The organism is Rhodococcus sp. P1Y (assembly GCF_003641205.1).
Taxonomy (GTDB): Bacteria; Actinomycetota; Actinomycetes; order Mycobacteriales; family Mycobacteriaceae; genus Rhodococcoides.
The window spans coordinates 385,568-410,268 of record NZ_CP032762.1; the positions used below are offsets into that span (position 1 = coordinate 385,568).

At 62.4% G+C, this 24,701-nt stretch carries 24 protein-coding genes; 12 read left to right on the plus strand and 12 right to left on the minus strand.

Annotated elements, in window-relative coordinates; translation table 11 throughout:
- Positions 1-86 precede the first annotated feature (86 nt).
- The 4 genes from D8W71_RS01840 to D8W71_RS01855 are packed head-to-tail and all read right to left on the minus strand — an operon-like array spanning position 87 to position 4,339.
- Positions 87-1,592 (minus strand): flavin-containing monooxygenase, encoded by a 1,506-nt coding sequence (locus D8W71_RS01840; protein ID WP_121110494.1) that lies wholly within the window; start codon positions 1,590-1,592, stop codon positions 87-89.
- Positions 1,589-2,515, minus strand: coding sequence for a ferritin-like domain-containing protein (locus D8W71_RS01845; RefSeq protein WP_121110496.1), 927 nt, complete (start codon positions 2,513-2,515; stop codon positions 1,589-1,591). Before D8W71_RS01845 ends, D8W71_RS01840 begins: the two co-directional genes overlap by 4 nt.
- 2 nt (positions 2,516-2,517) lie before the next feature.
- On the minus strand, positions 2,518-3,390 hold the full coding sequence (locus D8W71_RS01850) for an SDR family NAD(P)-dependent oxidoreductase (protein ID WP_121110498.1): 873 nt from the start codon (positions 3,388-3,390) through the stop codon (positions 2,518-2,520).
- Positions 3,391-3,406: 16 nt separating this feature from the next.
- Positions 3,407-4,339, minus strand: a complete 933-nt coding sequence (locus D8W71_RS01855) for an alpha/beta hydrolase (protein ID WP_236077667.1) — start codon at positions 4,337-4,339, stop codon at positions 3,407-3,409.
- Positions 4,340-4,550: 211 nt separating this feature from the next.
- On the opposite strand from D8W71_RS01855, the gene D8W71_RS01860 reads away from it, so the two are divergent.
- The gene (locus D8W71_RS01860; RefSeq protein ID WP_236077884.1) at positions 4,551-5,597 is read left to right on the plus strand and encodes a ferredoxin--NADP reductase; all 1,047 of its coding nucleotides are present in this window, start codon (positions 4,551-4,553) and stop codon (positions 5,595-5,597) included.
- Between the two features lie 21 nt (positions 5,598-5,618).
- On the opposite strand, the gene D8W71_RS01865 is transcribed toward D8W71_RS01860, so the two are convergent.
- Complete coding sequence (locus D8W71_RS01865; protein WP_121118396.1) at positions 5,619-6,353, minus strand: SDR family oxidoreductase; 735 nt, start codon at positions 6,351-6,353, stop codon at positions 5,619-5,621.
- Positions 6,354-6,481: 128 nt separating this feature from the next.
- Between D8W71_RS01865 and D8W71_RS01870 the strand changes: the two genes are divergently transcribed.
- On the plus strand, positions 6,482-7,309 hold the full coding sequence (locus D8W71_RS01870; protein ID WP_121110502.1) for a helix-turn-helix transcriptional regulator: 828 nt from the start codon (positions 6,482-6,484) through the stop codon (positions 7,307-7,309).
- Positions 7,310-7,349: 40 nt separating this feature from the next.
- On the opposite strand, the gene D8W71_RS01875 is transcribed toward D8W71_RS01870, so the two are convergent.
- Together D8W71_RS01875 and D8W71_RS01880 are read right to left on the minus strand one after the other, a co-directional pair.
- Positions 7,350-8,600 carry a GGDEF domain-containing protein gene (locus D8W71_RS01875; RefSeq protein ID WP_161965382.1) on the minus strand — a complete coding sequence of 417 codons (1,251 nt, stop codon included), beginning with the start codon at positions 8,598-8,600 and terminating at the stop codon, positions 7,350-7,352.
- A gap of 513 nt (positions 8,601-9,113) precedes the next feature.
- Positions 9,114-9,716 carry a hypothetical protein gene (locus D8W71_RS01880; RefSeq protein WP_121110506.1) on the minus strand — a complete coding sequence of 201 codons (603 nt, stop codon included), beginning with the start codon at positions 9,714-9,716 and terminating at the stop codon, positions 9,114-9,116.
- 192 nt (positions 9,717-9,908) lie between these two features.
- On the opposite strand from D8W71_RS01880, the gene D8W71_RS01885 reads away from it, so the two are divergent.
- From D8W71_RS01885 to D8W71_RS01900, 4 genes are all read left to right on the plus strand, one after another.
- Positions 9,909-10,574, plus strand: a complete 666-nt coding sequence (locus D8W71_RS01885) for a BON domain-containing protein (protein WP_153275286.1) — start codon at positions 9,909-9,911, stop codon at positions 10,572-10,574.
- A gap of 70 nt (positions 10,575-10,644) precedes the next feature.
- Positions 10,645-11,169, plus strand: a complete 525-nt coding sequence (locus D8W71_RS01890; protein WP_121118398.1) for a flavodoxin domain-containing protein — start codon at positions 10,645-10,647, stop codon at positions 11,167-11,169.
- Positions 11,170-11,233: 64 nt separating this feature from the next.
- Positions 11,234-11,698, plus strand: a complete 465-nt coding sequence (locus D8W71_RS01895; RefSeq protein WP_121110510.1) for a DUF1003 domain-containing protein — start codon at positions 11,234-11,236, stop codon at positions 11,696-11,698.
- Positions 11,699-11,834: 136 nt separating this feature from the next.
- Positions 11,835-12,755: a universal stress protein gene (locus D8W71_RS01900; RefSeq protein WP_161965383.1), complete on the plus strand. Its 921-nt coding sequence runs from the start codon at positions 11,835-11,837 to the stop codon at positions 12,753-12,755.
- Between the two features lie 68 nt (positions 12,756-12,823).
- Here the strand turns inward: D8W71_RS01900 and D8W71_RS01905 are convergent, their stop codons facing one another.
- The 3 genes from D8W71_RS01905 to D8W71_RS01915 all read right to left on the minus strand — a co-directional run bounded on the left by D8W71_RS01905 (position 12,824) and on the right by D8W71_RS01915 (position 15,798).
- Positions 12,824-13,714 carry a universal stress protein gene (locus D8W71_RS01905; protein ID WP_121110514.1) on the minus strand — a complete coding sequence of 297 codons (891 nt, stop codon included), beginning with the start codon at positions 13,712-13,714 and terminating at the stop codon, positions 12,824-12,826.
- A gap of 169 nt (positions 13,715-13,883) precedes the next feature.
- The gene (locus D8W71_RS01910) at positions 13,884-14,762 is read right to left on the minus strand and encodes a universal stress protein (protein WP_161965384.1); all 879 of its coding nucleotides are present in this window, start codon (positions 14,760-14,762) and stop codon (positions 13,884-13,886) included.
- Between the two features lie 25 nt (positions 14,763-14,787).
- Positions 14,788-15,798 carry an Acg family FMN-binding oxidoreductase gene (locus D8W71_RS01915; protein ID WP_121110518.1) on the minus strand — a complete coding sequence of 337 codons (1,011 nt, stop codon included), beginning with the start codon at positions 15,796-15,798 and terminating at the stop codon, positions 14,788-14,790.
- A 167-nt stretch (positions 15,799-15,965) separates the two neighbouring features.
- Here D8W71_RS01915 and D8W71_RS01920 point away from each other — a divergent pair, with 167 nt between their 5' ends.
- Both D8W71_RS01920 and D8W71_RS01925 read left to right on the plus strand, forming a co-directional pair.
- Positions 15,966-16,601 (plus strand): response regulator, encoded by a 636-nt coding sequence (locus tag D8W71_RS01920; RefSeq protein WP_121110520.1) that lies wholly within the window; start codon positions 15,966-15,968, stop codon positions 16,599-16,601.
- Positions 16,602-16,613: 12 nt separating this feature from the next.
- Complete coding sequence (locus D8W71_RS01925; RefSeq protein WP_121110529.1) at positions 16,614-18,389, plus strand: sensor histidine kinase; 1,776 nt, start codon at positions 16,614-16,616, stop codon at positions 18,387-18,389.
- Positions 18,390-18,509: 120 nt separating this feature from the next.
- On the opposite strand, the gene D8W71_RS01930 is transcribed toward D8W71_RS01925, so the two are convergent.
- Positions 18,510-19,127 (minus strand): DJ-1/PfpI family protein, encoded by a 618-nt coding sequence (locus D8W71_RS01930; RefSeq protein WP_121110531.1) that lies wholly within the window; start codon positions 19,125-19,127, stop codon positions 18,510-18,512.
- Positions 19,128-19,451: 324 nt separating this feature from the next.
- Here D8W71_RS01930 and D8W71_RS01935 point away from each other — a divergent pair, with 324 nt between their 5' ends.
- Positions 19,452-20,507, plus strand: a complete 1,056-nt coding sequence (locus tag D8W71_RS01935; protein ID WP_121110533.1) for an alpha/beta hydrolase — start codon at positions 19,452-19,454, stop codon at positions 20,505-20,507.
- Between the two features lie 51 nt (positions 20,508-20,558).
- On the opposite strand, the gene D8W71_RS01940 is transcribed toward D8W71_RS01935, so the two are convergent.
- A complete protein-coding gene (locus tag D8W71_RS01940) occupies positions 20,559-21,704 on the minus strand; it encodes an FAD-dependent oxidoreductase (protein ID WP_121110535.1) in 1,146 nt (381 codons plus the stop codon).
- Positions 21,705-21,907: 203 nt separating this feature from the next.
- Here D8W71_RS01940 and D8W71_RS01945 point away from each other — a divergent pair, with 203 nt between their 5' ends.
- From D8W71_RS01945 to D8W71_RS01955, 3 genes are all read left to right on the plus strand, one after another.
- Positions 21,908-22,378 (plus strand): MarR family winged helix-turn-helix transcriptional regulator, encoded by a 471-nt coding sequence (locus D8W71_RS01945; protein WP_121110537.1) that lies wholly within the window; start codon positions 21,908-21,910, stop codon positions 22,376-22,378.
- A gap of 243 nt (positions 22,379-22,621) precedes the next feature.
- On the plus strand, positions 22,622-23,863 hold the full coding sequence (locus D8W71_RS01950; RefSeq protein ID WP_161965385.1) for an MFS transporter: 1,242 nt from the start codon (positions 22,622-22,624) through the stop codon (positions 23,861-23,863).
- A gap of 45 nt (positions 23,864-23,908) precedes the next feature.
- A complete protein-coding gene (locus tag D8W71_RS01955) occupies positions 23,909-24,700 on the plus strand; it encodes an alpha/beta fold hydrolase (protein ID WP_121110541.1) in 792 nt (263 codons plus the stop codon).
- Position 24,701 lies beyond the last annotated feature (1 nt).

Here is a 24,701-nt window from a genome sequence, read left to right on the forward strand (position 1 = left end):
GTGCGAGTCGTCGCACACGCCGACCCGCCCCCGCTTCTGCGGGGGCGGGAGCAGTCCTGGCTCGCGGTACGCCCGTACGCGCGCGATCAGACAGAGCCGGCGACGAGGTCGTCGACGGCGATCGCGACGTTCGCGGTGGTGACCGAGTAGTCCGGGAGTTCCACCGTCTCGAGTTGCTTGACGTACTGCGTCGCGAAGCCGGGATACATGGTGGCGTTGAACCCGTCTTCGGTGAGGTACCAGCTCGAGCATCCGGAGTTCCACGTCGTCTTGGTCAGCCGCTTCTGCAGTTCGTCGTTGTACTGCGCCTGCACGTCCGCGCGGACGTCGAGGACGAAGTTCTGGTTCACTGCGGTGGCGATGGCATCGACGATGTAGTCGATCTGTGCCTCCATGTAGACCAGCGCCGAACTGTGGCCGGGTCCGGAATTCGGCCCGAACGTGAAGTACATGTTCGGGTACCCGGACACCGCGACGGACTTGTAGGCGTACGCGCCTTTGCTCCACTCCTCAGACAGAACGCGTCCGTCGCGTCCGGTGATCGGGATGGGCGTGCCGGCTTTGGACACGTCGAATCCCGTCGCGAACACGATGGCGTCGAATTGGTGCTCGATGCCCTCGACCGTCCGGATCCCCTTCGGGGAGATATTGGCGATGGGCCAAGTGACCAGGGTGCAGTTGTCCTTCTGCAGCGCCGGGTAGTACTGGCTGGTCATCAGCAGTCGTTTGCATCCGGCCCTGAACTCGGGTGTGAGCTGACGGCGCAACCACGGGTCGCGCACTTGGCTGCGTAGATGCAGCTTGGACACGCCTTCGACCACGCGGGTCAGCGGTGACTTCCACACCACACCCAAGGCGACCGACTCGTGGCCCCAGAACCAGGCCTTACGGGCCAGAGTCTGGGTGAACGGGAGTCGTCGATAGACCTCACGCGTGGCCTTGCGTGTGCTGAAGTTGCTGCGCGGGAGCACCCACCCTGGTGTGCGCTGGAAGACTTTGACCGAGTCCGCGACACGCACCAGCTCCGGCACGATCTGTACCCCGCTGGCACCGGTTCCGACGACGGCCACTTTCTTGCCCGCGAAGTCGTAGTCGTGGTTCCACCGGGCACTGTGGATCTTCTCGCCCTCGTAAGTCTCGATACCGCGAATTTTCGGCAGGCTGACATTGGCGAGGGGGCCCGACGCCATGACGACGCTACGGGCGAAGACCGGTTCGCGGTCGTCGATCGTGATCTCCCACAGCGATGACTCTTCGTGCCAGGCAAGGTTCGCGACGTTGTGCTCGAACCTGAAATAGCGACCCAGCTCGAACTTGTCGACCATCGAGTCGACGTATCCGAGTATTTCTGCGCTGCCGGAGTAGGTGTGCGACCAGTCCGGGTTCGGCGCGAAACTGTAGGAGTAGAGCCGTGACGGAATGTCGCACGCTGCACCGGGATAGGTGTTGTCGCGCCACGTGCCCCCTGCGCGCGTGCCACGTTCGAGGATGGCAATGTCTCGTATGCCGCGCTGCGTCAACTGGACAGCAGCACCGATTCCGGCGAACCCGCCGCCGATGACCGCGACGTCCAACACCTCACGGCCGCTCATGCGACGGGCTCGTAGGTGAGTTCCTTCGACCAGGTGGGCTGGCCGCGGAGCAGACGTTTGGGGTACTTCGCGGTCAACTTGACCATCGAGTCCGCGAAGCGGTGATAGGGATGAGCGCGATCGATGACAACCGATCCGTGCCAGCTGATGAAGCGGTACATGGGCAGGCGCTTCGGGAATGGGCTGCGCTCACCGACCTTCTTGAACCGCTTCATGGCGGTGTAGAGACGCTCCTCGTCGACACCCATATCGACGATGTTGTCGCGCATCTTGTTCAGCAACGGGATGTATCGCAGCGTGCCGATGATCAGCGACGGGTTCATCCACGCGCCGACGGTTTCGACGATGATCTTACGCATCTTCGCGTGACCGAGAAGTTCGATGACCTCGAAATCGACTGCCAGGTGCCGTGATTCGTCGGCGTTGATACGTTTGAACACTTCCTGGCAGACCGGGTCGTCGATTTCGTCGACGATGAACTTCACCAAGGCGCCGTCGAGGGCGACTTCGAGCATTGGAATGACGGTGCCCAGCACCGCGAGTGAGGTCTGGTCGGAGTATTTGTCCAGCCAATCGATGATGAGTTTGACGTTGACGTTCGGCTGTGGAATTTCGTCGTTCTCGAGCATCCCCCACCGCCGCATCAGCGCCAACTCGGCGTTCGCGTGCTTTTGCTCTTCGGCATGAAAGTGGCGGTAGATGTCACGAAGTGTCTCGGTGGGGGCCTTTCGGGCCATGGCGGCGAAGCCGCGAGCACCGACGTTCTCGATCCACATCAGGTCGGACATGAAGGGCTTGAGTTTGGCGTGCAGCTGCGGGCTGATCAACTCGGCACCGGGTGCGTCCCAGTCGATGTCGGCGAGAGACCACTGACGATCCTTGATTTTGGTCAACATGGCATCGAAATCGAAGTTCTCGGTCATCGTCACTTTCCTGTCGTCGAAGAAGATACGGAGATTGTCTGTGGAGCAGGCTCGTTCGGCATGAGGCGGTTGAGCAGGCCCGCGCCGCGGGTGTAGAGGGTCGGAGCGAGACGCTTGGCGAGCCAGATGGCCTTGGCGTCGAGCTGCGGGACGACATAGAGACGACCTTTGTCGAACGCGTCGAGAGTCGATGCAGCGACGCGTTCGGGTGAAAATCCGGTCCACCGCATGAGGTTTTGCGCAAGCTGTGACGATTGCGCGGTGATGCGGCCGTCGACGGCGACGTTGGTTTTGACGAACGTCGGGCACAGCACGCTCACGCGCAGTCCGGTTCCCGACAGTTCGGCGGCCAACGTCTCCGAGAGGGACATGACGCCGGCCTTGCCGACGTTGTAGGGGCCCATGGTCGGTGCCGCCGCGAATCCGGCGGCCGAGGCGACGTTGATGATCCCGCCCCGTCCTGCTGCCCGCATCTGGGGAACAAACGTCTCGCATCCGTGGATGACGCCCCACAGATTGATGCCCAGCGCCCAGTTCCAGTCCTCCTGACCGACGTTGCCGATCGGCTGACCGCCGATGCCGACGCCCGCGTTGTTGATGACCACGGTGGGGGCGCCGCCGAACTCGAGCTCGGCGAACAGCGCGAGATCTTCGACCTGCGATTGGACGGCGACATCGCACTGCACGGCATAGCCGCGGTCGCCGAGAAGCCGGACGGTCTCCTGCGCGCGCTCGAGTGAGATATCGGCGCAGACGACACGGCCACCGCGCCGGGCGAGTTCGAGCGCGAAGGCACGGCCGATACCGCTGCCGGCGCCGGTCACGACGGCGTTGGCGTCGTACGACGGTTTGGGGGTCGAGTTCAATCCGAACATGGCTTCTCGATTCGTGTCACGGGGTGGAGTGCTTCGGCGCGGTGTGGGCGAGTTCGGTGCGAATGAACTGGGCTGCCCGGCGCAGCGCTGGGCCAGCCTCGGGGGAAAGCCGAGGAAGCGCTTGAAAGACGTGCATTTGGTCGGGCCAGATTTCGAGTGTGCATGTGCCTTCGTTGGCTTCGAGGAGATCACGCAGATACTCGGCGTCGGCGACCAGCATCTCTGCCCCGCCCGCGTGCACGAGAAAAGGCGGCAGTAGCGTTCCGGCCTCGACCGCAAGTCGCAGACGCGGTATGTCGGGTTGCTCGTTCGATGTGTACAGCGCGGTGAGCGACCGTGCACCGGCAGCGGAGATCATCGGATCCCGCCGTACACGTTCACGTCCTTCGGCCAACTCGAATGTCAGGTCGATGAGCGGGGAGAAGAGCACCACCGCGGCAGGTTGCGGTACGGACCGTCGAGCGTTGTCGATGACAAGGTCGAGCGCGAGGTGCCCGCCCGCGGAGTCCCCGGCGACAACGATGCTGCCGGGTTGGTAACCCTGATCGAGCAGCCATCGGTACGCCCGCTCGATATCGTCGGCGGCTGCCGGAAACGGAAACTCTGGGGCTAGTCGGTAATCCACGACGAACACTGGCGTGCCCGCGTCACGCGACAGCCGTGATGCGAGGCCGCGGTGCGTACGAGCCGAGCAGATCGCGTACGCGCTGCCGTGCAGATACAGCACCACCCCGGCTTCTGTGCCGGGCGCCTCGGTCGGCTGCGCCCGTCCGGTGGCGTCGACCCACTCGCCGACGACTCCGTCTTCGTCGACCGCGGTAACCGCCGTTCCACGTGCCACGCCGCCGCCCGCACGCATTGCGACCTCGACGAGAGTCCGAGCTATCTGCACCCCGGCCCGGTTGGACGGAAGCCGAGACGCGATCGGGCGAAGCGTCAGTGCCGTCATGCGCGCCGCACAACGTGAGCGGCGCGACCCACGCGTCGGCAGGTGTGGGGGTACCCACGTCGTCGTCATTACGAAAGCATCACCGTTAATTGTGCCATTTGTCAATGGCCTATAGTTCAGTGAGACATCCGGCAATGGATTTTTTCAGGCAGATCGCGGCCTTTGCCGTGTGACCGACCCCGCCCGCGCTCGAAAGGAACCCGTCGTGACGATCGATTCGGTAGACGCCGCCACCACCGGAGCGCGCACCCTCCGCCTGAAGATCGAGGAGGTCATCGAGGAGACGTCCGACGCCGTAACCCTGGTCTTTTCCGTCGGTACCACTGCGTTCGACTACAGGCCCGGGCAATTCCTGACGCTCGAGATCCCCCACGAACAGGACATGTCCGTCGCACGTTGTTACTCGCTGTCGAGCAGCCCGGACACCGAATCGCGCCCGGCAATCTCGGTCAAACGCACGTCAGGCGGCTACGCCTCGAATTGGTTGTGCAACAACGCCGAAGTCGGTCTCACCCTCTCGGCGCTTGCGCCTGCGGGCACTTTCGTGCCGTCGAGATGGGATCGGCCTCTCGTTCTCATTGCAGCCGGCAGCGGCATCACCCCGATCATGTCCATCCTCAAGACTGCGTTGGCGGTTCAAGACGAGTCCGTCACTCTGATCTACGCCAACCGATCGCCGGATTCCGTCATGTTCGCCGACACCCTGAACGATCTGCTGCAGCGCTACCCGACCCGCCTGAAGGTGAGCCACTGGTTCGAATCCGAACTCGGTATGCCGACCGACAGCGGAGTGCGCGAACTCGTCCCCACCGAACCCGGCGCCGACGCCTATCTCTGCGGGCCTGCGCCGTTCATGGACCTAGCGCGCCGCGCTCTGCTCGCCGCAGGACTGTCCCCGGACGACATTCATCGCGAAATCTTCACGTCCATCCAGACCAACCCGTTTCACGCCGTGCACTCCCCCGGTCCTGCCGAGCCAGGGTCAGGCACACCCGTCACCGCGGAGGTCGAAGGCGAGGACCACTCCTTCCATTGCCCGCCCGACACCGTTCTACTCGACGCAATGCTCGCGCAGGGCATCGACGCTCCGTTCGTGTGCCGCGAAGGTACCTGCGGCGCTTGCGCTTTCACTCTCAGAAGCGGCAAGGTTCACATGCGCGTCAACGAGACGCTCGACGACTACGAATTGGGCAAAGGTATGCGGCTCGCGTGCCAATCCGTCCCCGTTTCCGACAGCGTCGACATCGTCATCGAATAGCCGCTGGATGTCGACAGTCGCCTATTGCATGCTTGCCGTCGGACGCACGATGATCGAATTGACGTCCACCTCAGCAGGTTGCGAGATGGCGTAGGCAACAGCGCCGGCGATCGCCGATGCCGGGAGCGCGACCGCGCGATACGTGCGCATGGCTTCTCGCGACTCCTGGTCGGAGATCGATTCGGCTAGTTCGGATTCCGTGACACCGGGCGAGACCAGAGTGACGCGGATGGATCCGTCGGTTTCGATCCGCAACCCCTCCGTGATCGCGCGAACGGCGAACTTGGTTGCGCTGTACACAGCGCTCGTCGCAGGTACCTCCCACGCGCCGACGGATGCGATGTTGACGATGTGTCCACTGCCCTGTTCCTGCATGACCGGTAATCCGGCGGCGATGCCGTGAAGAACTCCTCGAATGTTGACGTCGATCATTCGATCCCACTCGTCGGTCTTCAGCGCAGCCAGCGGGGACAGCGGCATGACACCCGCATTGTTGACGATGACATCGACGCTGCCGAAGCGGTCCCGCGCTGACTCCACGAAGGCCGCGGTGTCAGCGGCGTCGGTGACATCGAGCGACCGGACCTCGGCGATTCCGCCATCGGCCGTGATCCTTTCGGCCAACACCGCCAGCCGATCGGTGCGCCGCGCACCGAGGTAGACACGGTGACCGTCCGCTGCGAGACGTAGCGCGGTTGCTTCCCCGATGCCGCTGCTGGCGCCGGTGATGAGAACGGTCTTTTTCAGCTGTTTCATGTGCTTCTCCCGGTAGGTGTCGTTGACCTGATCGACGATGCCGGTGGAACGAGCGGGGCACCAGGACGGCTCGAGCCTGGGCATGAGGTACCCAGGTACGCGGGCCGTCCTTCACATAATCTGAATCGATGACCGGTTCTGCGCTCGGGGAGTACCTGCGAACAGCGCGCTCACGCGTGCAACCCGCAGACGCAGGTCTGACGACCATGGGCCGGCGACGTGTGGCCGGGCTACGACGCGAGGAAGTCGCGGTCCTGGCCGGGATGAACACCGACTACTACGCCAGACTGGAGCAGGGTCGAGAACGCCGGCCGTCGCCGCAGATCCTCGATGCGCTCTGTGATGCATTGCAGCTCAATGACGAAGCACGAGAGCATCTTTACGCACTAACCGGGCTGGTACCGACCCGACGGCGCCGACTCCCCGTCGACACCATCGATCCCTCGCTGCGCCAGCTGCTTCACGGTTTTCTTCACACGCCGGCATTCGTTCTCAATCCGGCCCTGGACATACTCGTGGCCAACGCCCTCTGCGAGGCGTTGTTCTCACCGTTCGAGCACGCGGACAACCTCGCGCACATGACTTTTCTCGACCAGGCAGGAAGCTCGTTCTACGGTCAATGGGCCCTCTCCGCCGAGAACGTAGTCGCAAGTCTGCGTCATGCCACCGGATCGAACGCGGACTATCCGAGACTGAAAGAGGTCATCGACGGACTCCTGGAGGCCAGTGCAGAGTTCGGTGAACTGTGGCGTCGACCCACGGTTCGCGAGAAAACAAGGGATAGAAAGCAACTCGTTCATCCCGAGGTCGGACAATTGAGCATCGACTATCACACATTCGACGTACGAGGCGCGCGTGGCCAGCAACTCGTTGTCTACAGCGCGCCGCCCGGCAGTGCGACGGCCGAAAGACTGAGCTTGCTCGGAACGCTCCACGCCGACCAGCGTCGTAGCTGACCTTCCGCGACGGCGAGAACGTCCGGTGCCGATTCCGTAACTACGCGGGACCGCTACCATCCACGTGCCGTCGATTGGACGAGCTCGCAGCCTTGGCCCTGTACATGCGGCGGTCGGCTTGCGCCAGAATCAGATCAGGATTTCCCTCGCCGCACGACCAGCCGACCGACGCGGACAGAGACACACGTTTACCGTCGACAGCGTACGCACCGTCGACAGCCCGTGTGATTGCGTCCGCTAGATCCGACATCTCGAGTTCGTTCCGAAAGACGAGCACGACGAATTCGTCGCCTCCGATTCTGCACGCAAGACCCGAATTCCCTACTGCCTCAGTCAATCTCTTCGCGACTTCGACCAGGATGACATCACCCGCGGCGTGCCCGAACGCGTCGTTCACTTCCTTGAACTTGTCGAGGTCGACGAACAACACCCGTAGCGCACGGGACTCGCTCTGTTCCGTCTGCATACGCTGCATCAAGGCGTGCCGGTTGGCCAGGCCAGTAAGCGCGTCCGTCACAGCCAAGCGAGCCAATTCCTCTTCCGCCGCCCGCTGAGCGGTGATGTCTTGAATCTGTGCAATCACCACGTCGTCGACGCCGTATTGCTCCCCTGGCACCAGTACGGCAGTGCGGTGCACCCACACTGTGGAGCCGTCTTTGCGAACGTATCTCTTGACGCTCGACACCTTCTCCGAGGCTCCCGTCACCAGCGCTGCAAGAGCCGAATCTGCATCGGAAAGATCCGCAGGGTGGTTGATGTCTCGAAACGACATCCCCTCCAACTCGGCGGCGCTGTATCCCGTCAAATCACACAGCGCCCTGTTCACGCGTAACCATTTGCCGTTCACGGTCAGGACTGCTTTACCTATCGGTGCGTTGTCCATGGCGATCTCGAACAGTCGAATAGCATCGTCGCGCTGCTTCTCGGCCACAACGCGTTCGCTGACATCGGCTACTTGAACGAAGAAGCCGACAACGTCACCGCCGACGAAGTCGGGTGGGTACGACGCCTGCGTATAGCGAAAGCGTCCGTGCACATCGGTGAGTGTGCGGTCGAACACCTGCTCGTCGCCGGCGAGAACCCCTTCGATGAACGGAAGGTTGGCTTCGTACAAGGTGTCCCCGAGCAACTCCTTGATGTGAATTCCACGAATCTGTTCGGGAGACCGCCCGAAGTACTCACGGTAGGCGTGATTGGCGAAGACATTTCTCGAGTCGCGATCCCAATAGCCGATCAACGACGGCAGGGAATCCACGATTCGACGAAGACGCTCGTCCTCTGTCGAGTCCATCGGTCGCTCCTCGCGCAATGCCGACCGTGGCCGACCCAGAACCCCGAGGTTAACAGCCATTCGCGTAGCAGGGCGGCCGCTACGCTCGCATTCGACCTGGTCCGCAGGAATCGAGGGTTATGGCGCACCTTGCCCTTCCCAGCCGCAGGTGCCGCACACCGCATAGATTCGGTTGGCGACCACGCTGGCGCGCACCGTATCGATGACGTTCTCACCGAGTGTGACGCCGCGGCATTCCGGGCACTGACCCCGCCATTCATGGTTGAGACTGTAGGAGAGCATGTTTGTCCGATCGTGTACGCAGAGGAACGGATCGCGCCCTGCCCGTCAGACCACGGTAGCTGTCGTCTGCTCGCGCCCGCGATTCCACAAAGTCCCGAAATGTATGGACGAAAGACCCTTGCGGCGCCTTCGGAAGAGACCTGCGACGGTGGGGTCTGCAGAACGGATCTACATCTCGTGAAAGGCCGCACAACCACCACATGGGCACGTGGCGGTGGCGACCGCCCGGTATCACCGCACGAGCGCGAAGACGTCTTCGTCGTCGACGTCGCACCGGGTGCCGTCGGCGCTCAACTCGACGTAGAACGCCTCGTAACCGCGAGGGTCGGCACCCCGGTCGGCGGTGGATCGTCGCTCCAACACCCGAGCATGCGGCCATCGGCCCAACACAGTGGATCTCAACATACTTCCCTCGGGGGCAGTGCCACCGGACGGACCGTATTCCCCGACGATCACAGCCTCGACCACACCGCTCCGCGTCACGGTGGTGACGGGGAAGACAACAGGCGACGCACTGTCGGGCAGAACCAGGGTGATCGCATCGGTGTCGAGGTGCCCCCGTTCGGTCTGTCTGACCGCCGAATCGCCCGACACGGGCTCCGGAGGTTTCACCGCGTCCGCCGTCTCGCCCCGTCCGGCGCGGAAAATAGCCACGGCCAGTACGAACGCGGCCAGCGCCACGACGCCGGCGGCGATACCCCACACGGTTCGACCGGACGCCGACACGGTCAGGCTGAGACCGACAGCCGCGACGCCGGCCAGCAGGAGGCCCTCTGCCGCAACATCCTTCAGTGCGCTCAGCTTCCTGCGATGAGCAGTGGTGTTCGTATCCATGTTCACTCCCCATGAATTGCGGATCGGTACCGCATCAACACTGCTCCGTCGTGACGGCACCTGGGAGGGCCGAAAGTCTCGAAAGAGTCCTCGTGCTGCAGCGCCCGTTTCGGTCGACACTGTGCTCGATCCGATGACTTCGTGGGACCAACGACTCTGTGTATCCAGCGCGGCGTGCTCGATGCTGGCTTCATGAACACGACACGGACAAGCGATGCCGAGCTGAAAGATCGCGTGCGGCTCGAATTGAAGTGGACGCCGGGCCTCGACCGGACGCATATCGGGATTGCTGTCGCCGACGGCAGCGTCACTCTGACCGGGGGCGTCGCGGACTTCTCGCAGATCGCGCTCGCCGAGCGCGCGGCGTGGAAAGTCGCGGGCGTCGTCGCAGTGGCGCAGGATATCGGTATCGCGAGTGACAGCCTCCCCGTCAGCGATACTGACATAGCCCACGACCTGGCGACAGTACTGGCAGAGACGGCGGAGATCCCCTCTGGCGCAGTTCACTCCACCGTCACACGCGGTTGCGTTTTTCTCGGTGGCGTCGTTTCCTGGGATTTTCAACGTAGAGCAGCCGAACAAGCGGCATCGTCCGTCCAGGGCGTACGACGCGTACGCAACTCCATCGAAGTAAGTCCGTCAATTGCCGTGGAGCACATAGCCCGACACATCGAAGCAGTACTCGAGCGCGACATCGCCGACGAAATGGACCGCATCTCCATCTCTGCCGACGGAGCGGGGCACGTCGTACTCGCAGGGACCGCGCGGTCCGTCGCCGAATGCAACGCCATCGGCCGGGCAGCACACAGCGCGGGAGGCGTCGAAACCGTGAAGAACCTAGTTCATGTAGCCGAATGAACCTCGCCGCGCCGTGGCTTTGCCTCGACAGCCCGACAACACCCACTTCTCCGACGAAAGCAGAATCGACATGCGTATCCTGATCGCCACCGCGAGTCGTCATGGCTCCACTCGCGATATCGCACAGTGGATCTCGCAGTCGTTGAACGAAACACTCACCCGGTCCGGTATCGCCGCGGTCATCGACGTGCGCGATGTCGACGAGGTAGAGAGCATCGCAGAGTACGACGCCGTGATAATCGGCAGCGCCGTCTACATGGGACGCTGGCTCAAGGGCGCGCGAAACCTGGTCACCCGGGAGCAAGCCGAACTCGAGACACGACCCGTCTGGCTGTTCTCGAGCGGGCCGATCGGCGCGAGTGGGTCCTCGTCGCCGACATCGTCGTGGGATGAAGCGTCCTGGGCGGTCGAACACCGCACGTTCGGAGGGAAACTCGACCTCTCGACACTGTCCGCCCGCGAGCGAGTGGTCGTGCGGCTCATACGTGCCCGCGACGGAGACGACCGCTCACACGCCGACGTCGACGCGTGGACCCGTGGCATCGGTGCACAGCTCGCCGCATCCACATCCACATCCACATCCACGCTGACGTGACGCCCTCACGCGCGGGTCACCGAGCGCCGCGACAACGACCGCTGTCGAGCGATCGAAGTGCGAAATGAACCGGTGGAGAATACATCCCGGCGTTCGGACAGGAACCGCACTCAGCGTCGGTGAACGCGCCGCCGACTACGTCCGCAACGGCATGGGCTCCTGGCCGTTCGTGTTCGCTTTCCTCACCACGATGGGTGTGTGGGCTGTATACAACGGAAGCGACGGCTTCGACCCCTACCCCTTCATTCTTCTCAATCTCTTCCTGTCCATGATCGCCGGCCTCCAAGGAGCGATACTGCTCATTTCCGCCAAAAGAGCCGACTCGGTCAGCAGCGAAGTAGCGGTGCACACGTTGTCCAACACCGCGACACTGCAAGAGATGATCGAGGCGAATACGGCACTGACCGAGGCGGTCGCGGAGTTGGCATCGGAAATTCATCAGCGTGTCTGTCCTTCCCGATTGCCCTACGACGCCGTGCCACGCCGCGCCACCCAACTGCCGACAGAGACAACAGCGCGGCGTGGCTGACTGGTGCAGCCCTACGTGCCCGGGGAGCAGATCTCTCGCACAGGGCCGAAAGTCCCCGGCAATGGGGACATTCGACGGCCAGCTATGAACTGAACAGCCCTGTCGATACAGCCTTGTCCGCAGCATGATCGAACGTATGACGCACGCAGAGATCACACACCCGAAGATCACACATCCGAGCTCGATTGTCGTAGGAGTCGATGGTTCGGCGTCCTCCCGGGGCGCAATCAGATGGGCTGCCGAATACGCCGATGCATCGGGGCACACGTTGGTGTTGATGCACGCCGGTGTCGCGTCCGGGACGACCCTCTCCGACGCCGTCAACCTTCGCAGCGGGCGATCGTCTAGCTCGCACGCACGAGCAAGGTCGACCCTGGCTACGGCCCAAGTCGTTGCCCAGTCCGTCGCGCGCGATTCGCTGGCGATCGAGACCGTGCTCGAATCCGAGCGTCCCACACAAGCACTGACCGAGTATGCCGTAACCGCACGACTGATCGTGTTGGGTTCACACGACCAAGGCAGGTTCGCCAGGGCAGTGTTCGGATCCGTCAGCACCGTTGTCGCCTCGAACGCACGGTGCCCGATCGTCGTCGTTCCCGAGACCTACACACCCGCCGACACCGCGGCTGATGCTCCGGTCGTCGTCGGGCTCGACCGTTCACCACGCGACGATGCGGTACTGCATGCCGCATTCGATCAAGCGGCGCGGCTTCGAGTCGGAGTCCACGTAGTGCATGCATGCGAGCAAGTAGACGCTGGTGCGGTGTTCAGTGAAGTCGTCGAGCGCGCCCCGCACATGGATCCGGCCGCAGCAACGAAGAGGTGGCTCGATGAACGCGTCGGGTCCTGGGCGCAGAAGTACCCGTCGGTACAGGTGTCTACTACGATCGTGCAGGACTTTCCATCGCGTGCTCTGTTGGGTTGCTCCCACGACGCCCAGTTGGTGGTGGTCGGCGCCCGCAGCCGTGGATCCATACCGCCCCTGGTGATGGGGTCGACGAGCCGCGCGGTGCTGCATCACACGAAAATTCCGACGATGATTGTGCCTGCGGCCTGAACGACACCGACCACGATCCCCAGGTGAGTACGCGGGTGACCGTGGTCGGCTATGTTCAGCTCTCGTGGCTACTCACTGTTCCGGCATATCAGCACCGGGCACCGTCCGTGATGAGCGAGATTGCTACTCGTCGACCCCAGCATCAGTCGTTTGATACCGCGTCGTCCGTGGCTCCCGACCACGACCAGCTGAGACTTCGCGGACAGTTCGACCAGGGTGCGGGCCGCGCTACCTTGCCGAACCACGTGTTCGACCGTTACATCGGGATACTTGTCGGCCCATCCCGCGAGGCTCTCCGCCAGCAGAGCTCGCTCCTCCAGTTCGAGTGCGGGCCAGTCGATCAGGCCGGGAAGAGTAACGCCGCCTGTACGGGACACCGCATCCCAGGCGTGGACGGCGACCAGTGGTACTCCGAGGTGGGATGCGATGTCGAAGGCACTCTCGACGGCAACTTCGCTGGTGGCACTCCCGTCGACGCCCACGACCACCGGTTCATCGGATCGATCGGCCGCATGGGTGTCGCGCCACACCACGACCGGGCATCGCGCGTGGTCGATCACGTATCGTGCTGTGCTGCCGAGCAGAATCGAGATCAGCAATCCGGATCCGGAATTACCGACCACAAGCAGTCGAGACGTGTGCGATAGCTCGACGAGCAAGTCGGTCGCCGATGCCGTGTCGACACCGGTACTGACCGCCAAGCCCGGGTGGCTCTCGCGAATGGATGCAGCCAGGTTGTCCACGATGTCTTCGGCGGTGCGCCGCTGCTGCTGCCATACCTCTGCCGGGACGACGAGAGCGGACTCCGCCATGTAGAAGGTCGGGTCCTGCACGGCGCTGACGACATGAAGCGGTGAATTCAAGCGGGCAGCCGTGGCCGCTGCCCACTGCGCAGCTCGAGCACTGCTCGTCGAGCCGTCTACTCCCACGACTATTCGCTGATGGTTTGCCAGAATCATGAGTACTCCCCTTTTTCGAGTGCGGGTCACGGCTCGCTCGTCACGAAACCATGTTCGTTCCGAATCGCGCCCTTGCCTGGGTGCGAGTTCCATTAGAATTCGATAGCACCCTGTTGCACAGGGCCTTTGGACCTTCACGACATGGTCTTGGGTCCTGTGCAACACGACTTCATCGCACGATCAATACCGAGCATTCGGCGTGGTGGAGCAGGTTCTGGCTTACCGAGCCAAGGAGCGTCCCCAGGAATGCACCGCGGCCGCGCGAGCCCACCGCGACGATCATGGCGTCTGCGGACAGGGCGGTCAGGGCCCGCCCCGGTGACTGATCCGAGCTGATCGTGGTGAGCGGGACATCAGGGTACTTTTCATGCAGAACCGATACGTGCGCATCGAGCCAGCGCTTTTCCTCCGCACGCACTCTTTCCCAATCGATGTAGCCGGCTCCGAGACCGATGCCTGCCTGGGCGGCCACACCCCAGTAATTCGCCGCGACCAGTGGACGGCCGAAGGTGTGCGCGATGTCCATGGCCAGGGTCAGCGCCCGATCCGATTGTGTGCTCGCATCGACACCGACCACGATCGGCCGTCGATCATCTGCTTGCTCGGACCCGGGCCGGCAGATCAGCACCGGGCCCGTAGCACGCTCGAGAACGCCAATCGTGTTGCTTCCCAGCAGCAGATCACGAGCGGCACTCCGTCTGCGTGAACCCAACACGATCAGGCTCGCCGAGGTGGTTGCAACGAAGTCGGAGAGGGTTCCGTCGGCGATCACGGTCTCGACGAGTTGGTCCGGCGCGACGGCGTGAGCTGCGTCCGTAGCGAGGGCAAGATGATTCTCACCGATCCGGCGCAGGTCGTCTTCCAAGGCGCCGCCGTCGACGAACGCCGCCGATCCATACCAATCTCCGTCGGGAACCGTGTGTACCAGTCGCAGCGGCGCGTGGATTCGCGCAGCGTAGCCCGCTGCCCATCGCGTCGCGGCAAGGGCTTCGTCCGAACCGTCCACGCACACGAGGATCGGGACAGTCGGTTCAGTGATGTCGTTCATCGCTCTCTGGCCTCTCATGGGATGTTCAGGGTGTGGGATGTGCAGGGGGTGAGGATGACGAGGTCGTGAGGATCGAGGAGAGTGGTTGCCGTGGAGTAGGTTTGGGTGCACGCCCCGAAGGTGCCAGACCGAGTCGGACAAGAACTTGCGGAAATCCGCTGTGGGGGGCCAATGATTCGACGAGTGCTCGGCTGCCGGGCTGCTCGGTCATGTGCGTGAGCGGGCACGTCGCCAACCCATCGACCGTGGCGTCGAGCAGAATCGACGAGAGCACCTGTCCACAGTGCAGCCAGTCGAGGTGCTCATCGGACTGCGTGCTGAGCAGGACGATGGTCGATTCGTCAGGTGCATCAGCGGTGGACGGTCGATTCCGGACATCGTGGGGCATCGGAAAACTCCTTCCCACAGCGACATTCGCTGATTCCGGCTGATCGGCAAGAGCGCGCGCAGGTATACCCTCGGAAGCGAACGAGTGGCCGGCCCACCAGCGAAGTTCTGCCTGATAGGTGGCGTCGTACTTTCGCACTCCTGCGCTCAACCTCGATGCGGTGGAAAGGATCTTCCGTGACTGCGGCGACAGGACGGTGATCGTCGTACCGCGCCGAGCAGCGTCGGCGCGCGTGGCTGCACCGATAATTTGTCGGTCGGGTACTCGGGTGAACGGTCGTCGATCCGAGCGTCGCCGATTGATTGCGGTCAACACGTCGAACTCATGCGACTGCGGGTGGGCGCCGTGCACCAGACGAACGCGCGCCAGGTGATCGGGTGCGCCGGGTGTGGGAAGCTCTTCGACCTCCACGGACCATCGGAAGGTGACCGCGGCACGCTGCAAATGATCGAGCGCAGCACCACAACTGATCACGAGCTGGCGCCCGGTGGGGTCGATGGCGTTGAGCAACCTGGTTCGGTCCGTGTGGAGATCGAGGTACCCGTCGACGTAACTCCACTTCCACGGTTGACTGTTGTGCACCGATGGCGCGCGGCAGGCGAGCTCGATGAGCATCTCCACTACCGCTGCATCTGGATGAGAAACCATGGAAGACCCCTTGTACGCGAATCCAATAACGCTGTCGGGGTCTACTCTCGCCGTACGGCGACACTGTTCGGCAGGGCCGATCGTCCTCGATTCGAAGGGCTTTGGACCGGGCCGCTCACACGGTCATCGACAGTATGCTGGCGATACCGAGACAGTAAGGAATAGCCGTGATCACCGTTTTCCTTGTCGACGACCATGAAATAGTCCGACGTGGTCTCATCGATCTCATCGACTCCGACCCGGAACTGACCGTAGTCGGCGAAGCCGGAACCGTGAGCAACGCCCTTGCGCGGATACCGGCCCTACGGCCCGACGTGGCGGTACTCGACGTACAGCTACCCGACGGTAACGGCATCGAGCTCTGTCGCGAACTGATGTCGGCCGAACCCGAGCTTCGCTGTCTGATGCTTACGTCCTACACCGAGGACCAGGCAATGCTCGACGCCATCCTCGCCGGCGCCAAAGGCTATATCGTCAAGGACATCACCGGCATGGACTTGACCACTGCCATCAAGGACGTGGGTCAGGGCAAGTCGCTGCTCGACAACCGCGCAGCGGCAGTGTTGATGGAGAAATTACGGGCATCGCAGGATGTCCCGCTGCCGGGACCACTCGCGTCGTTGACCGAGCAGGAACGGACATTGCTGGCCTTGCTCGGCGAGGGTCTGACCAACCGTCAGATAGCCGGGCGGATGTTTCTCGCGGAGAAAACAGTCAAGAACTACGTCTCCCGCCTTCTCGCGAAACTTGGCATGGAACGGCGTACACAGGCAGCGGTCTACGCGTCCAAACTGGATTCGTAGCTGCGTACGCCGATGTCGGAGGAACATGGCGCGCATACTGTCCGCGTGGTCGGCAACCCGAACGATTCTGGACTGAGCTCCTCCGATGAACTGAGCGGCACGCTCTCGCAACTGCGTCTACGCGAACTTCTGAGCGAAGTTCAGGAACGCATAGGCAAAATCGTCGACGCACGAGAGCATTTCGACGGCTTGCTGAATGCGATGCTCGTGGTGTCCAAGGGGCTCGATCTGGAAGAAACGTTGCGCACGATCGTCGTTTCGGCGGTGGAGCTCGTCGACGCTCGGTATGGGGCGCTCGGAGTGCGCGACAATAATCACCAGCTGAGCGCCTTCATCGTTCATGGGATCGACGACGAAACCGCAGCACGGATCGGTCCCCTACCGATCGGCGGTGGAGTTCTCGGTCTGCTCATCGACGAACCACGCGCCATCCGTCTCGACTGCCTTGCCGATCACCCGTCGTCGATCGGATTCCCACCCGGCCACCCACCGATGACGTCGTTTCTCGGAGCCCCGATTCGCGTGCGAGACGAGGTTTTCGGCAACATCTATCTCACCGAGAAGAACAACGGGCTCTCGTTCACCGAGGACGATGAGGCTCTCATCGTCGCGTTGGCGTCCGCGGCGGGCATCGCTATCGAAAACGCACGCTTGTACAACGAGGCACGTACCCGTCAGTCGTGGCTCGAAGCCACCAGGGACATCGCCACCGAACTTCTCGGCGGCACCGACACCGACGTGGTCCTGCAAACCGTCGCCGACAAGGCACGAGAGCTGACCGATGGCGATCTCGCGTTCATCGCCACACCCAGCGACCCGGACGCGACACCCGAGGACGTCACCGAACTGGTGATCGGGATCGCATCCGCTCCTCGGGCAGAACCCGAGGACGGTGTCCTCGGGTTCGCGCTGCCAGTCTATGGATCAACATCGGGGACGGCGTTTCGCAGTCGCACGTCCATCCGCGTCGACCGACTCGAATACAACGTCACCGAGGCTGTGCAGACCAACTACGGTCCCGCTCTCATCGCGCCGCTGCAGGCGTCGGATCGAGTTACCGGAGTACTGGTCGTCCTTCGCGCATCCACCAGAACGCCCTTCGAGGACGACCAGCTCGAACTGGTCTCCTCGTTCGCTGACCAAGCCGCAGTTGCTGTTCGACTGGCCACCGACTCGCGCAGACTCCGCGAACTGGATGTTCTTGCCGAACGCGACCGTATTGCCCGAGACCTCCACGACCGTGTCATCCAGCGAATCTTTGCCGCCGGACTCTCACTTCAAAGTACCGTTCAACGGTCAACCGATCCCTCCATACAGGCCCGCCTGTCCACCACCATCGACGACCTGCAGGACACCGTGCACGACATCAGATCGGCCATCTTCGACCTCCAGTCACCGGACGCCGCCACACTGGGGCTCAGACGCCAGATCAACGACATCGTCGAGGAAATGACCGCAGGCACCGACCTGCGCACGTCGGTACGCGTCACCGGTCCCCTCTCGGTCGTCGATCCCGCACTCGCCACACATGCCCTCTCCGTCCTACGCGAGGCCATCAGCAACTGTGTTCGTCACGCGCATGCCCACACGCTCGTCGTCGCGTTCGACGTCGCCGACAACCTCGGCATCGAGATCACCGACGACGGCGTGGGTATACCGGACGGGGTGGCCACGAGCGGGCTGAAGAACATGCAGTCACGGGCACACGAGAACGGCGGACACATGACCATCGGTCCCGCGAATGCGGCAGGAGGGACGAAGATCTCGTGGTCGGCCCCTCTCCCCTGAGCGATGTAAATCGCTTTCTGCCGCAAGGAAAGTGACCTAATACCCTCGCTGGCACAGCGCACCGCGCTCTACCCTTCCGAGCAGCGCATCACACACTCGGCGAAATCTTCGGCTTCGTCGTCAGGCGAGGCCGTTCGCAGCCGCGAAAGGATCCCATGTCGAATCGGTGTGTACTTCCAATTCGATCGCGCCACTAACCTGCCCGGCCACTGCTTCACCGAAGAAGTGCGCGAGAAGGGCTGCAGCCATGTCCATTCCAGCTGCCACGCCGGACGAGGTCCATCGGTCGCGATCCTCGACCCACCGCGCTTGCGCAACCCACTCGACAGCCTGGCTTTGCGACGTAGCCCATTCGAATGCGCGCTTGTTCGTAGTCGCACGGTAACCGTCGAGCAACCCGGATGCGGCCAACAGAGCCGAGCCCGTACATACCGAGGTCACCATCTCCGCATTCTTCGCCCAGGATCCGAGCCACGTGACGAACGAGTCGTTGCTTACAAGGCTGCGCGTCCCTTTGCCGCCGGGGACCAGCACGACATCAGGTGTCGCCGCCTCGTCGTAACTCACGGTCGCCACGATTTCGGTGCCCTGGCTACTCCGCACTGGCCCCGCGGCCGGGCCGACGAACTCCACCGAAATCAGGTCCGGTAACTGGCCGAAGAGGCCGACGGGACCGAACACGTCGAGCAATTCGAATCCATCGAACACAACAATCGATATTCTTCGCACTTCGGTCATCAGTCGATTATGTCCTGACGTAGATCGGCCTCTCCGCGAGACACGCAATCCCACACCACATCGCTGCCGGCAGAGGCTGGACTTCCGGCGAGGTCGGTGCATCGATCGGTTCTTTTTCACCACGGACGTTGTGTGCACGCCCTCTACGCTCGACATATACGCACGACAATCCAGCGATTTGCTTGCGACGCATCACAAGCATGAGGTTAACTAATTATGGCGCCTATCCGGCGACCGTCATAGATGGAGCATACTGTGCGGCACAAGAGACTGTAGTGGGACGAGAGGGTCTATGTACATGACATACACAGGGAGAACCACACCATGACTGAACCCTCGAAGAAGATCGACGTGCTGATCGGGCCCGACGTGTTCGCCGATGCCGGTACGGCCGAAGCCCTGATCGCACGAGCACTCGCCGCGCGCGGACTCAGCGGTGGGATCACGGACGCTCCGAGCGGGACGGATGAGGTCATCATCGTTCCTGGCGCGGGAAAGCCGTGCGATACAACAGGTTACGACAGTGTCGTCCGGGTAGATCTCGGGCAATGCCCGCCCGACCGTAGTGATGGTGTCCGTACCCATATCCGCGGACGTGGTCTCGACGGACTCCGGTTCGCTATCGACAGTGTGTATTTCCATCGCTTCCACCCCGGAACCATCGTCGAGTACGGCGATCACCCTGACCAGCACGCAGAACTGCGCACGCCGGAAGGTGATGGGCCGTTTCCTGTTGTGATGCTGCTGCACGGAGGCTATTGGCGCTCGCGGTGGGAGTTCGACTTGATGGATGCACTGGCGGTGGATCTGACCGCACGCGGTTACGCCACGTGGAACGTCGAATACAGACGTCCGGACGAGCATGGATGGGAGGCGATGACCGCCGACGTTGCTGCCGCGCTCGCCGCCGTGGAGGCTGCGCCCGCTGAACTGGATCTGGGACGAATAGTCGTTATGGGCCACTCCGCCGGTGGACAACTCGCTCTGCACCTGGCGGCGCACGCGGTCGATTCCCGAGTCGCACCAGCATTGGCTGTGAGCCTCGCCGGGGTTCTGGATTTGAAACTCGGGGACGAACGGTGGCTCGGTGAAGGGGCTGTATCAGCGGCCATCGGCGGAAGATACACCGACAAGCCTGCCATCTACGATGAATCCTCGCCCATATCGCTTCTTCCACTTGGCATTCCGCAGGTGGTGGCGTGCGCACTGTCGGACGATCCGAACCTGCTCGAGACCAGCCGCGCCTACTGCGCAGCCGCACTGACAACGGCCGATCAGGTACAGGTGGTGGAAGGCGTAGGCGGACACTTCCATGTCATCGATCCAGATTCTGCAATATGGCTGGACATCGTGCGGGCGATCGAGCATTCGTTGAGCTGAAGCCTATGTGAGACAAGGGATTGGGGGACTCCTGCGGGCGTCCCCCAATCCCTATGCCGAAAAGCCTGTTGGCACCGAGGTGGCAGCGCGCAGGCGCGAGCGGCCCAGGGCCGAGGACTTGCTCAGTACGGTCATCAGGGCGGTGCGGGGCAAGTTGGGGACGTTGTTCAATCGAGCGACTCGACACGAGAACCGTTGCGTGTGCTCGATAAGCGGTCGTTCGGTTGCCTCCCACTGCGCCAGTCCAACAGCCAGCGAATCGTTCGTGTGGCTCACCGCGTGCGCAAGGCCGAACGCGTTGGTCATTGCGCAGCCACCGCCTTGACCGAGATAAGGCGGTTGCGCATGGGCTGCGTCACCGAGTACTGCCACCTTTCCCGACGACCAGGACCGAAGCTCGGTCTGCTCGAATTCGTCCCACCTGAGCTTTCCTTCCGTCGCCTCGATGAGTGGTCGTAGGTGAGGGAACGAACTGATCCACTGATTTCGGGGCAGCACCGGGCCTTGTGCTGACGTATCGTCCGTCGGGCAGACGAATGCGATGTAGACCTGAGTCGCGCTGCTGGGGGTGTAGAGCAAGAAGCGCTTGCCGGACATGTACTCGACATAGTTGGCTTCGTCTGCATCCGGCACCAGTCCGGGTGCCCTGTCGATCAGTACCCGCGCGCAGCGCTGTCCGATGCTGCGCCTACGACTCAGTAGTCCGAGTCCGTCCCGCAGCCTGGAGTTGATTCCGTCGGCGACGACAACGAGATCCGCGGACACCGTGCGTCCGGACTCGAACGTCACGGACCCCTCGGGCGTCACAGCGACAGCCGCCGATCCCGTTTCGAACTCGACGCCGTAGGCACGGCCGGCGTCTACCAAGCCATTGATCAGGTTTTCGCGCAGTACGGTCAGAACCTTGACTCCGCCCGCGCCATTGACGGGAATCGACGCGAGAGTGGTGTTGTGGTTGTTGCGGGTTTCGATGGCTTGGCCGTAGTGGGCGCCATCGATAACCTGGTCATGGACACCCAGCCGGTCGAGGACGGCTAGCCCGTTACTCCAGAGGTAGATTCCCGAACCGAAGGCTCGTATCTCCGGATCCCGCTCGTGCAGGGTGACAGACCAGCCTTGGCGCGCCAGAGCAGCCGCGGCGGTCAGTCCGCCGACCCCGCCGCCTATGACTTCGGCTCTACGTGGTTGCTGTTTCATTGATTCCCTTTCACAGCTCGAATAACGCAGGGTGACGTTCGACCGGGGCAAGATCCTGCCGAAAATTGCCATGGCCGTTGAGGTCTCGCTGTGGGACTGCCTCACGCAACAGGTCGGACGCTACGCATCACCCTAATAGATAGCAAGCTATGTAATGTGGTTTTTACACAAACTGGTAGTCGAACCCTCGGTACACTCGGTCCGTGTCAGAACTACTGGGAACCGATCACGACCTCGACGAAGCATTCGGAGATGCGTGCAACGCGCTGTTCCTCGTGCTCAAGAGGGGCCGTGGCACCGTCGGCACCAGAGCGGACGGTGCGTCTTTGAGCGAGGCGCAGATCGCCATGCTCGAATCGGTCGCCAAGAACGGCCCTCTGGGCGTCAAAGCGATCGCCGACCAGGCCGGAGTTGCGCAACCGACTGTGTCCCGCATGCTCAACGCTCTCGAAAAGCAAGGCGTGGTTGTGCGTTCTCCCTCCCCACAGGACGAGCGTGCCGTTCTTGTCGAGCTCACCGAATCGGGCCGGCAATTGTGGGAATCCAAACGCGCACTGCTCCGGTACTTCCAGAGGGACGCACTCCTGAGATTCGCCCCGGACCGCCGCGTGGAGGTAGTGGAGATGCTTCGCGAGTTGACGGCGATAATCGAAGACCAGATCGCCGAACGCTGACTTCCAGAAGTAACATGACGCCCTCTTGACGATCGTCTACATTGCGGTATAGCTTTCAGGCGTGGACTTCAGCTGCTGTGGAGCCTGAGGTCGACGTAGCAACCACCTAGCACGTTCCTACGTGGGCGTCCCTGCCGGACGCATCGATTACTGCACGCCGCTGCGAGGAAAAGATCCTTGCGAGCCTTCGTCTTTCGATGCACTTCCTACAGAATCGGACTCCAGAACATGCACAATTCTGTCGTGGGCTCCCGACCCACAGAACCGCGTCCGGCAGGCGCCAAAGCATGGGCCATGCTGGCCCTGGTAACCGTCGGCTTCGTCATGATGACCTTGAACTGGTTCAATATCTCCACCACCTTCGGAGACCTTGCTACCGAATTCGATGTCGGTATCCCCTCGCTTGCGTTGTTGATCTCGGCTTTCGTCGTCGGGTACGGCTTGATGCACGTCCCGGCCGGCTTTCTTGCTGCCAAGATCGGACTTCGAACCGCCTTGGCTGCGGGACTCGTGCTGCAGGGGGTGACTGCAGCTGGCTCTGGCCTTGCGCGCAATTACGAACAACTGCTTGCACTGCGCATAGTCAGCGGCGTCGGTGCGTCCGTCTACGCGGGACTCGGTATCGCCGCAGTCAGCATCTGGTTCGTCGGCCGCGCGCACGCGTTGGCGCTGGGTCTGGTGTCCGCAGCTTTCAGCCTCGGAGTTGCAATCGGTCTTTACACCTGGGCCGATCTCGTAGCCGCGACCGATTGGCGGACAGCGCTGATCATCGGCGGTGTCCTGTGCATCATCTCGGGCTTGGCTATTGCCGTTTTCTACCGGGTACCTGCTGGGTCTCGATCTCTACACGGAACCGCGTTGTCCAGCAGCGAGATTCGGCAGATTCTCCAGAACCGAAACTTGTGGGTGTTCGGCCTGGCATTTTTCGGGGGTTACGGTGCGTACTTTGCTGCGTCACAGTTGATTTCCAGCTATGCCGTCGATGAGCGGGGTATCGACGTTGGTCAGGCCAACATCGCATCGCTGGTGGTCGGACTCGCAGGAATCCCCGGAAGCATCCTCGTAGGCTGGCTGTCAGACCGTTTACGCCAGCGAACAACCTTCGTCATCGGACAGCTACTGTTGATGTCAGCTGGTTTGATGCTAGTTCCATTCATCGCTCCCTCGTGGCTGTGGGCCGCCGCCTTCTTGATCGGGTTCGGGTTCAACGGCTGCTTCGCGGTCTGGCAAACCGTTCCGGGAGAGGACGTCTCGATACCGCCACACCATATAGCGACGGCTGTAGGACTGATGCTCACGATCGCCGGCGTCGGTGGCTTCGTTGTGCCGTGGGCGTTCGGACTTCTCGTTCCAGCCCTGGGTTACACCACTGCCTGGGTGTGCCTCGCAGCGGTGAGTTCCGCGTGCGCCTGCATTGCCCTCGCCACGCCCCGGCGAGCCACACGACCGCTCGACACCCCACTGACTACCAGCGCCACTCTGTAATACATCGCCCCTCCGTAATACCTCACCACGAAAGGAACCCACACCATGAAGACTCTCACCGTCGACGGCTGGCCTATCGAATACACCGACTCCGGCACCGAGCACGAACGCACCCTGATCTTGCTCACCGGCTGGGCACAGGACCACAGATTGTTCAAGAACCTGGAACCCATTCTTGCCCAGGAATTTCGCGTGCTCCGCGTGAACTTCAGAGGACACGACGGACTGTTGACCGACAACGGCGACTTCACTGCGTCGGACATGGCATCGGACGTCCTGGCCATCATCGAACACCTCTCCTTGACGGACGTTCGACTGGTATCGACTTCCCACGGTTGTTGGGTCAACATCGACGTTCACGATCGGCTGGGAGATGCCAGCTTGGGCAAAACCGTCGTAATCGACTGGCTGATGGCTCCATTCGACGAATTCCATCGCCAGATCCGCGAAGGACATCAGGAGGCTACGTACTACGCTGCCCGACGCAGCATGTTCGACGAGTGGACAGCATCGACGGACAACCTCGATGTGGTCGATCACGTCAACCGAGAAATGACCTGGTTCGGTGGCGAGATGTGGCGACGCGCATGCCGAGAGATCGAGAAGGCCTACGCCACGTGGGGTGACCCGCTCAAACGAATGACACCGCTGTCCGAACGCCTCGACGTACGGCACATCTACTCACAACCGCTTTCCTCCGAGTACCGCGAATATCAGGAGGACTTCGCCAGTCAGAACCCATGGTTCGACCCGCAGCACATTCCGGGCCAGACCCACTTCCCGACGCTCGAGAACCCGGAGGCCGTTGCCGCAGCGATCACCGAGTTCTACCGCTGAA